The sequence below is a fragment of the Kribbella sp. NPDC026596 genome, assembly GCF_040638415.1.
Lineage (GTDB): Bacteria > Actinomycetota > Actinomycetes > Propionibacteriales > Kribbellaceae > Kribbella.
Window position 1 is genome coordinate 21287 of record NZ_JBEZYF010000099.1, and the last position, 6363, is coordinate 27649.

7 protein-coding genes are annotated in these 6363 nt (G+C 68.7%); 4 read left to right on the top strand and 3 right to left on the bottom strand.

Annotation, left to right across the window (positions count from 1 at the left end; genetic code table 11):
* Positions 1-43: 43 nt before the first annotated feature.
* Positions 44-1615, bottom strand: coding sequence for an amidohydrolase family protein (locus AB0E63_RS43195; RefSeq protein ID WP_360379730.1), 1572 nt, complete (start codon positions 1613-1615; stop codon positions 44-46).
* Positions 1616-1694: 79 nt separating this feature from the next.
* Between AB0E63_RS43195 and AB0E63_RS43200 the strand changes: the two genes are divergently transcribed.
* Genes AB0E63_RS43200 through AB0E63_RS43210 form a run of 3 tightly spaced genes read left to right on the top strand, consistent with a single transcriptional unit; the run spans position 1695 to position 4490 of the window.
* A complete protein-coding gene (locus AB0E63_RS43200; protein ID WP_360379733.1) occupies positions 1695-2471 on the top strand; it encodes a uracil-DNA glycosylase family protein in 777 nt (258 codons plus the stop codon).
* A gap of 31 nt (positions 2472-2502) precedes the next feature.
* On the top strand, positions 2503-3372 hold the full coding sequence (locus AB0E63_RS43205; protein WP_360379735.1) for an exodeoxyribonuclease III: 870 nt from the start codon (positions 2503-2505) through the stop codon (positions 3370-3372).
* The gene (locus AB0E63_RS43210) at positions 3372-4490 is read left to right on the top strand and encodes a hypothetical protein (protein ID WP_360379737.1); all 1119 of its coding nucleotides are present in this window, start codon (positions 3372-3374) and stop codon (positions 4488-4490) included. Before AB0E63_RS43205 ends, AB0E63_RS43210 begins: the two co-directional genes overlap by 1 nt.
* A 31-nt stretch (positions 4491-4521) precedes the next feature.
* Here AB0E63_RS43210 and AB0E63_RS43215 read toward each other — a convergent pair whose 3' ends face one another.
* Positions 4522-5022 (bottom strand): DUF664 domain-containing protein, encoded by a 501-nt coding sequence (locus AB0E63_RS43215; protein ID WP_360379739.1) that lies wholly within the window; start codon positions 5020-5022, stop codon positions 4522-4524.
* Positions 5023-5072: 50 nt separating this feature from the next.
* Between AB0E63_RS43215 and AB0E63_RS43220 the strand changes: the two genes are divergently transcribed.
* A complete protein-coding gene (locus AB0E63_RS43220; protein WP_360379742.1) occupies positions 5073-6104 on the top strand; it encodes an aldo/keto reductase in 1032 nt (343 codons plus the stop codon).
* On the opposite strand, the gene AB0E63_RS43225 is transcribed toward AB0E63_RS43220, so the two are convergent.
* Positions 6101-6363 (bottom strand): hypothetical protein (locus tag AB0E63_RS43225; RefSeq protein ID WP_360379744.1); only part of this gene is annotated, 263 nt, incomplete at its 5' end. The genes AB0E63_RS43220 and AB0E63_RS43225 overlap by 4 nt on opposite strands.

The following is a 6363-nucleotide window of genomic DNA, read 5'->3' on the forward strand; positions in this document are numbered from 1 at the left end:
AGAAGTATTACAGAAGGCGTATATACACTTCAAGTGATATGTCTCAAGCGTACGCGCGGAGTCCGCTCAGCAACCCGTGGTGGAAGGGGTTGGCGTCGACGGCGTCGAACCAACTGGTCCCGGTGGTCAGCGGTTCGAGCGGTGGGATGGTGACGGCCTCCGGGGTGGCGCCGGCCGGCCCGCGGCGGCGGACCTGGACGTCGAGCTCAGGTGCGGGCATGTCCGGGAGGAGCACGAAGCCGTCAGCGCCGATATCCGTGGCGCTGAAGGTGTCGAAGGTGGCGGGGTCTGCGCCACCGGGGACGAGGCCGTCGAACACGCCTTGGTCAGCCAGTGCGGCGAAGGTTGTAGCGGCTCGGTTGGCGGCGCCGGCAGGATCGGAGCGGATCTGCTCCAGCTCGGCGACCACCGTCTTCCACGTGACGGCCGCGTCGCCGTAGTCGATGCTGCGGGAGAGCTTGCCGACCGTGATCTGGGTTGCCGACGGTGCCAGGGGTTTCATCAATGAGCGCAGGCCGTAGCGTGCCCGTCCGCCGACCACCACGAGCCGGATGTCCGCCTCGGTGGCCTCGATCAGGCTGCGGTGGACGTCGGCGCCGGACCGCCGTACGACGATCAGATCGGCCAGCGCGCCACGGGCGATCTGCCCGACCGGATGCGGCCAGACGCCGGTCAACGCCTCGCCCGGGTTGGACGTTGCCATCCGCACCAATTCCTCATCGGTGAACACCGACTCGGCCTTGTTCCACAGGTCGGCGACCTTCAACTCCCACAGCACATTGCGCGTCCCCGACGGTCCCCAGTCCGACCCGATGCACAGTCGTACGCCGGCAGCGTGAGCGCTACGCACGTCCGCCGTCGCGCCGTACAGCCAGAGGTTGGAGAACGGCGACCAGACCAGGCTCGAATTCCCCGCCTTCAGCGCGGCGAAATCGTCGGCGTTCAACGCACCCCCGTGAATCGCCACCAGCTGCGGTTTCACCACCCCGACCTGCTCGAGCAACTCGAACTCCGAGCGCAGTTTCGGATCCGATCCCTCGGCCGAGTGCGCGATGAATCCGCGGCCGAGCTCGACCGCCGCCGCATAGGGCGCCAGCGCTTCCTTGCTGTCGGCAACCAGTGTGCTGACCCGGATGAAGTCGTCGTGGGTGCCGAGTTTCTCGGAGTCGACGTTCCGGATCAGGTCGTTGTCCGGCGGTACGGCGCCCCGCGGGTTGCCCTGGATCGACGTCGTACCGCCGACGATCGCCCGCGTCTCGACGTACCTCAGCAGGGCTCGGCCGGCGGCCGCACCGAGCAGGCGGGCCGGCTGGCTGATCTGCGCGCTGTACGTCGGCGCCCGCCCCCACTGGTTGTGCGAGGTCCACGGAACCTTGCGCGAAGGCTCGGTCCACAAGGGCAGGCTGTTGTACATCAAATGATTGTGTAGATCGATCAGCCCGGGAAAGATCAGCCCTCCCGCCGTGATCCGCGCAGCGTTCTCGAAACCCGGCGGTTCGGCGTCGATCGGCGTGACCGCCGCGATCAGGCCGTCGTCGCCGACATAGACCGCGCCTTTCGGGAGCACCTGCCCGTCCGGCCGCATCGTCACCACGGTTCCACGCAGTACGAACATGGCTTTCCCTCCCGTACAATCCCCATTGCCGCCCTGTTCACGAGCGTAAGTCACGCATCGTCGAGGGGGAGGTATTTCGATGGCTGACTTCGATCCCGGCCCGCCCGCCCTGGTGGCGCGGCACTTCGCGAAAGTGCCCAGTTATGCGGACTATCGGGAATTGTTCTGGTACGACTGGGGGCCGGTGTTCTACCGCGGCCGGCTGAACCGCACCGCCCGGTTGCTCGCGATCGCGTCCGATCCCGGACCGACCGAACGCGTCGCCGGACGCACGCTGGTCGGCGACGCAGGTCAACGCGTGCAGGGATTCCTGACGAAGCTCGGCCTGACCCAGAGCTACGCGCTCGTCAACGCCTACGCGTACGCGCTGCGGCCGTCGCGTGCCATGCAGGCCGCACCGCTGCTGTCCCGGCCGGACCAGTTGGACTGGCGCAACACGCTGCTGCGGATGATCACCGGGCCGGAACTGCAGGCGATCGTCGCGTTCGGGGCGCAGGCCCGGTCCGCAGTGCGGCTCTGGGACGACAAGCCGAACGTGCCGCTGTTCGAGGTGCCGCATCCGTCGAGCCGCGATCCACAGGCCTTGGTCGACAGCTGGCGGCAGGCCGTGACGGAGCTGCGGGCCGTCGTCACCCCGGACCTCGACGGAGATCCCGCCGTACCGAACTACGGCCCGAAGTTCCTCGAGACCGACTATGCGCCGATCCCGCCGCGCGACCTGCCGTTCGGCGTTCCGCCGTGGCTCGGTGACGACGCGTGGGGCCGCAAGGACAAACCGCGTCACAACAACAGCGTGGAGCGCCCAGAGGAGGATCTCCTCAACACATTGGTCTGGCGGGCTCCCAAACTGGGCTGAAATGGTCCGTTGCTGGGTTTACCGTGATCCAGTGCGAGTGGCTACCTGGAATGTGAACTCGGTCAAGCAGCGGATGCCCCGGTTGTTGGGCTGGCTGGATGAGCGGCAGCCCGACGTGGTGTGCCTGCAGGAGACGAAGCTGGCGGACGACGCGTTCACCGCGCTGCTCGGCGACGAGCTGGCCGGCCGCGGCTACGAGACCGCCCTCTACGGCGAAGTGCAGTGGAACGGCGTCGCCCTGCTGTCCAAGGTCGGCCTCGAGGACGTGGCGACCGGGGTGGCAGGGGCGCCCGGATTCCCCCATCCCGAGGCCCGCGCGGTCGCGGCGACCTGTGGTGGCATCCGGATCCACTCGCTCTACGTGCCGAACGGTCGTGTCCCGGACTCCGATCACTACCAGTACAAGCTGGCCTGGCTCGAAGCGCTGAAAGACGTCATCGCAGCCGGTCCGGCCGACCAGATCGTCTGTGGCGACATGAACATCGCCCCGACCGACGCCGACGTCTTCGACCCAGCGGCGTACGTCGGTGAGACGCATGTGACCGCGCCCGAGCGGCAGGCGCTCGCGGACCTGATGGCCGCGAAGGGGTTGCATGACGTCGTCCGCGATCGCTGGCCGGACCAGCGCGTCTTCAGCTACTGGGACTACCGCGCCGGCATGTTCCACCAGGACCTCGGTATGCGGATCGATCTGATGCTCGCGACCGATCCGGTGGCCCAGCGGGTCAAGGCGGCGTGGATCGATCGCAAGGCCCGCAAGGGGACCGGACCGAGCGACCATGCGCCGGTGATCATCGACCTCGACGTCGCGCCCGACGGCGACATCGGCCCGGTCGTACCACCGCCGTCCGCGCCGCGGACCGGCCGCAAGACCACCACCAAGCTCCCTCAGAACCGCTGATGCGGCGCGTCGTCGCGGTCGCGCTCCTGCTAGCGGCCCTCGCAGCCTGCACCAATGACAAGTCCCCGGCAGCACCGCCGGCGGTCGCGTGGTCGAAGGTCGACGTCGGTACGGCGGAGCCCGTCGTACTCACGGAACACGGCGACCAACTGCTCGTGGGCCTGCGCCACCGCGGCGCCAAGGTCGTCCCGGAGCTCCTCCTGCTCGACGGAGACAAACGCACGCCGATCGCGGTCAAACCGAACCCCGCGAGCCCCTACGCCTTCGAAGCGATCTGGTACTCGATCGCGTACGACGGCAAGCAGCTGCTCGCCCTCGGGGGAGCGGCCGGCGGCGCGCACTCCAACACGCGCTGGACGGTGTGGACCGGGACGCCCCAGACCGGACTCATCGAGCGGCCGCAGGATTTCTTCACGTTCGGCGGCCAAACCGCGGGCGACCTGTACAGCGCGGTCATCACCCCGAGCGGCCGCGCGCTGCTCGGTTCGTGGGGCGGTGTGGAGACCGGCAACGACGCCATGGTGTGGCTGCCGCAGGGCGACGCCAAGTGGACCCGGCAGAATCCGGCCAAGACCGCCCTGCAGAGTACGCCGTCCCTCCTGGTCGGCCCCGGCTTCGGAACGACGCTCGGCGAGAGCATCGTCCTGGTCGGCTCCCAGGTCCGTCTCGCGCCGAACGTGGTCGCCCAGGAGGCAGCCGTCTGGCGATCCACCAAGCTCAACCAAGGCTGGTCCCGGATCGCGCTCCCGGAGCCCGGCAACCGCAGTCAGGCGAACACCGCGACCTGCGACAAGGATTGCGTCATCTCCGGGTACGTCGACGGTAAGCTCGCCATCTGGCAGCTGGACCACACCGGCCAGGCCACGCGGCTCAAGGACGTCCCGGCGATCCCGGTCGGCGACAAGGACAAGCTGCCGCCGCCGGTCGTCGACGGCGACAAGGTCGTCCAGATCGTTGCTCAGGACAACAAGGTGAAGGTGCTCACCGGCCAGAACGGTCACTGGACCACGCAGGAGTCGCAGGGTCCGGAGGGGCAGGTCACCGACGCGGTCCTGTTGCCTAACCACAAGCTCTACCTGATCGCCGGCACCTCCCTGTGGGAAACCACCCTCAGCTGAGCGGCACCTCCATCGGCCGGACCACGCTCAGCTAGCTGAGCAGGCCCTTCACGTACGCCGCCTGACCGGAGTGCTGGGCGCAGTCGTCGATCACGCTGACCAGCCGCACGCCGAGCGTGACCGGCGGGTTCCACCGGCGGTCGACGATCCGGTCGAGACCCTCATCGGTGACCGTCTTCAGGAACTCCACCGTGCGCGCGTGCACGGCGTCGTAGTACCCGAGCAGTTGCTCGGCCGAGAACTGGACCAGCGCCACCTGGTCCGAGGAGTGCGCATACCCGGTGTCGGCCGCGTCGAGGGGCAGCCCGAGCCGCTCGTGCCAGCCGTCCGCGGTGTGGACCTGCTCATACCCGCCGGCGTCGGCGAGGTGGTCGTCCTGGACCCGGGTCAGGTGCCAGACCAGCCACGCGATCGAGTTGGCCGTGTCCCCAGGCCGGGTCGCGAGCGTCTTGTCGTCGAGACCCTCCACGACGTCGTGCACGACCTCCTGGATCCGGCTGTGCGCGTCGATGAGCAGTTCACTTGTCTTCATGACGGCCACCGTAGTCTTCACCACGGACAGTTCTATGAGAGGGAGCAACCGTGGAATACCGCACTCTCGGTACGAGTGGCGCCGTCGTCTCGACGTACGCGCTCGGCACCATGACGTTCGGCAACGAGACTGACGAGCCCGGCTCGCACGCGCAGCTGGAGCGGTACGTCGAGGCCGGCGGCAATTTCATCGACACCGCTGACGTCTACACGGCCGGCGTGTCCGAGGACATCGTCGGTCGCTGGCTGGCGAAGAGTTCCGCGCGCGACAGCGTCGTACTCGCCACCAAGGGCCGGTTCCCGACCGGCGACGGACCCAACGACGTCGGTACGTCGCGCCGCCACCTCCGCCGCGCGCTGGAGGCGTCGCTGAGCCGCCTCGGCGTCGATCACATCGACCTCTACCAGCTGCACGCGTGGGATCCGGTCACACCGCTCGAGGAGACGCTCAGCTTCCTGGAGGACGCCGTCCGCGCCGGAAAGATCTCGTACGGCGGCCTGTCGAACTTCACCGGGTGGCAGCTGCAGAAGGCGTGCGACCTGATCGCCCACCGTGGCTGGTCGCCGCTCGTCACGCTGCAGCCGCAGTACAACCTGCTGGTCCGTGAGATCGAGTGGGAGATCGTCCCGGCCGCGCAGGAGAACGGACTAGGCCTGTTGCCGTGGTCGCCGCTCGGCGGTGGCTGGCTGACCGGGAAGTACTCCTTCGACGAGCTGCCGACCGGAGCCACCCGGCTCGGTGAGAACCCGGACCGCGGTGTCGAGTCGTGGCATCGCCGCAGCCAGAACCAGCGCGTGCGTGACGTGGTCGACGCAGTCCGGGAGATCGCGGAAGCTCGTGGCATCTCGATGGCGCAGGTCGCTCTCGCCTGGCTCGTCGACCGCCCGGCGATGACGTCGGTGATCCTCGGCGCCCGCACGCTGGAACAGCTCGACGACAACCTCGCCGCGGCGGACCTGCACCTCACCGCGGAGGAGACCGACAAGCTCGACCGGGCCAGCGATCCCGGTGCGGCGGACTACCCGTACGGCGGCCCCGGCGTAGCGCAGCGCGGACGCCCGATCGCGGGCGGGCGCAGCTAACGCTCCACTGCGGCGCGGAGAGCGGCGTACGACGCAACCAGCGCACGCCGCTCCTCCGCGAGCAACGGATCGTCCAGTCGGCGGCCGGCCTGGACCCAGCGGTCGGACAGGCCCATCGCCTCGACCCGCTTGTGCGCGGCTGGGCGGACCGCCTCGCGCTCGACGCGGTACACGTAGCTGTAGAGATCGATCAGCGCGGACTCGACCTGCTCCTCGGTCACCGACTCGTCGTGCTGGCGGGCCCGATGGACCCGCCACC